We start from the raw sequence: 1,672 nt of genomic DNA on the forward strand, positions 1-1,672 counted from the left end.
GATTTACACGCTGTTCGTCAAGGAACTGTCCAACGGCAAGGTCAGTGAACTGACGTTCGACAATTGCGACGGCAGCATGACCTGGGCCAACGACAGCCTGACGCTGTTTTTCGGCGAGCTGGATGACACTCATCGCCCACACAAGCTGTTTCGTTATCGTCTCGACGGTACCGCCGCCGAAGAAGTCTTCCATGAAGCGGACGGGCGGTTTTTCCTGCACTGCTACCGCTCAAGCTCCGAACGCCAGTTGCTGCTGTCGCTGGGCAGCAAAACCACCAGCGAAGTCTGGGTGCTCGATGCTTCGCAACCACAACAGCCGTTCACCTGCCTGGCACGACGGGTTGAAGATCACGAGTACGACGTCGACCACGGCAAGCTCGACGATCAATGGACCTGGCTGATTCGCAGCAATCGCGACGGCATCAACTTTGCGTTGTATCAGGCTGCCGACACCGGGGTCGCGCCAACCGAAAGCGACTGGCAAAACCTGATCCCTCACAGCGACACGGTGATGCTTGACGGCATGAGCCTGAATGCCTCGGCCATGACCCTGAGCCTGCGCGAAGGCGGTTTGCCGATCATCGAAGTTCACCCGCAAGGCCTGCCCGCTTACCGCGTGCAACTGCCGGACGCGGCCTACAGCCTGCATGTGCAAAACAGCCTGGAGTTTGCCAGCGACAAGATACGCCTGCGTTACGAGGCGTTGAATCGCCCGGCGCAGATTCGTCAGCTAGAGCTTGCCAGCGGCGAGCAGAAGGTGCTCAAGGAAACCCAGGTGCTCGGCCCCTTCGACGCCGATGCCTACGTCAGTCAGCGCCTGTGGGCGACCGCGCCCGATGGCACACAGGTGCCGATCAGCCTGGTGGTCAAACGTGAAATGCTCGGCAAGCCGACGCCGCTTTACCTCTACGGCTACGGCGCCTACGGCGAAAGCCTCGACCCGTGGTTCTCCCATGCGCGCCTGAGCCTGCTCGATCGCGGCATGGCCTTCGCCATCGCCCACGTGCGCGGCGGCGGTGAACTGGGCGAAGCCTGGTATCGCGCAGGCAAGCAGGAACACAAGCAGAACACCTTCAACGACTTTATCGCCTGCGCCGAACATCTGATCGCCAACGGCCACACCACCGCCAAACAACTGGCCATCAGCGGCGGCAGTGCCGGCGGATTGCTGATCGGCGCGGTGCTCAACCAGCGCCCGGAACTGTTTGCGGCGGCGATTGCCGAGGTGCCGTTCGTCGACGTGCTCAACACCATGCTCGATCCGGACTTGCCGCTGACCGTCACCGAATACGACGAGTGGGGCAATCCTGAAGAGCCGGCAGTTTATGATCGGATCAAGGCGTACGCGCCGTACGAAAACGTCAGCGCTCACGCCTATCCTGCAACCCTGGTGATCGCCGGCTACAACGACAGCCGTGTGCAGTATTGGGAAGCGGCCAAGTGGGTGGCCAAGTTGCGAGCGACCAAATCCGACAATAATCTGTTGCTGCTCAAGACCGAACTGGGTGCCGGTCATGGCGGGATGAGCGGGCGTTATCAAGGATTACGTGACGTAGCCCTCGAATACGCATTTGTTTTCAAGGTACTGGGAATCGCCTGAGGAACTCTGCAAGGCGTACAGGTCTTAAATGTGGGAGCGAGCCTGCTCGCGATAGCGGTGGATCAGCCAACA

The 1,672-nt window shown here is 60.4% G+C and carries 1 protein-coding gene; it reads left to right on the forward strand.

The features are described from left to right. The coding region (locus AC1DH9_RS28695; RefSeq protein WP_477809287.1) for a S9 family peptidase at nt 1-1,600 on the forward strand (1,600 nt) is incomplete at its 5' end. Nucleotides 1,601-1,672 lie beyond the last annotated feature (72 nt).

The sequence above is a fragment of the Pseudomonas sp. 05T35 genome (assembly GCF_056396605.1).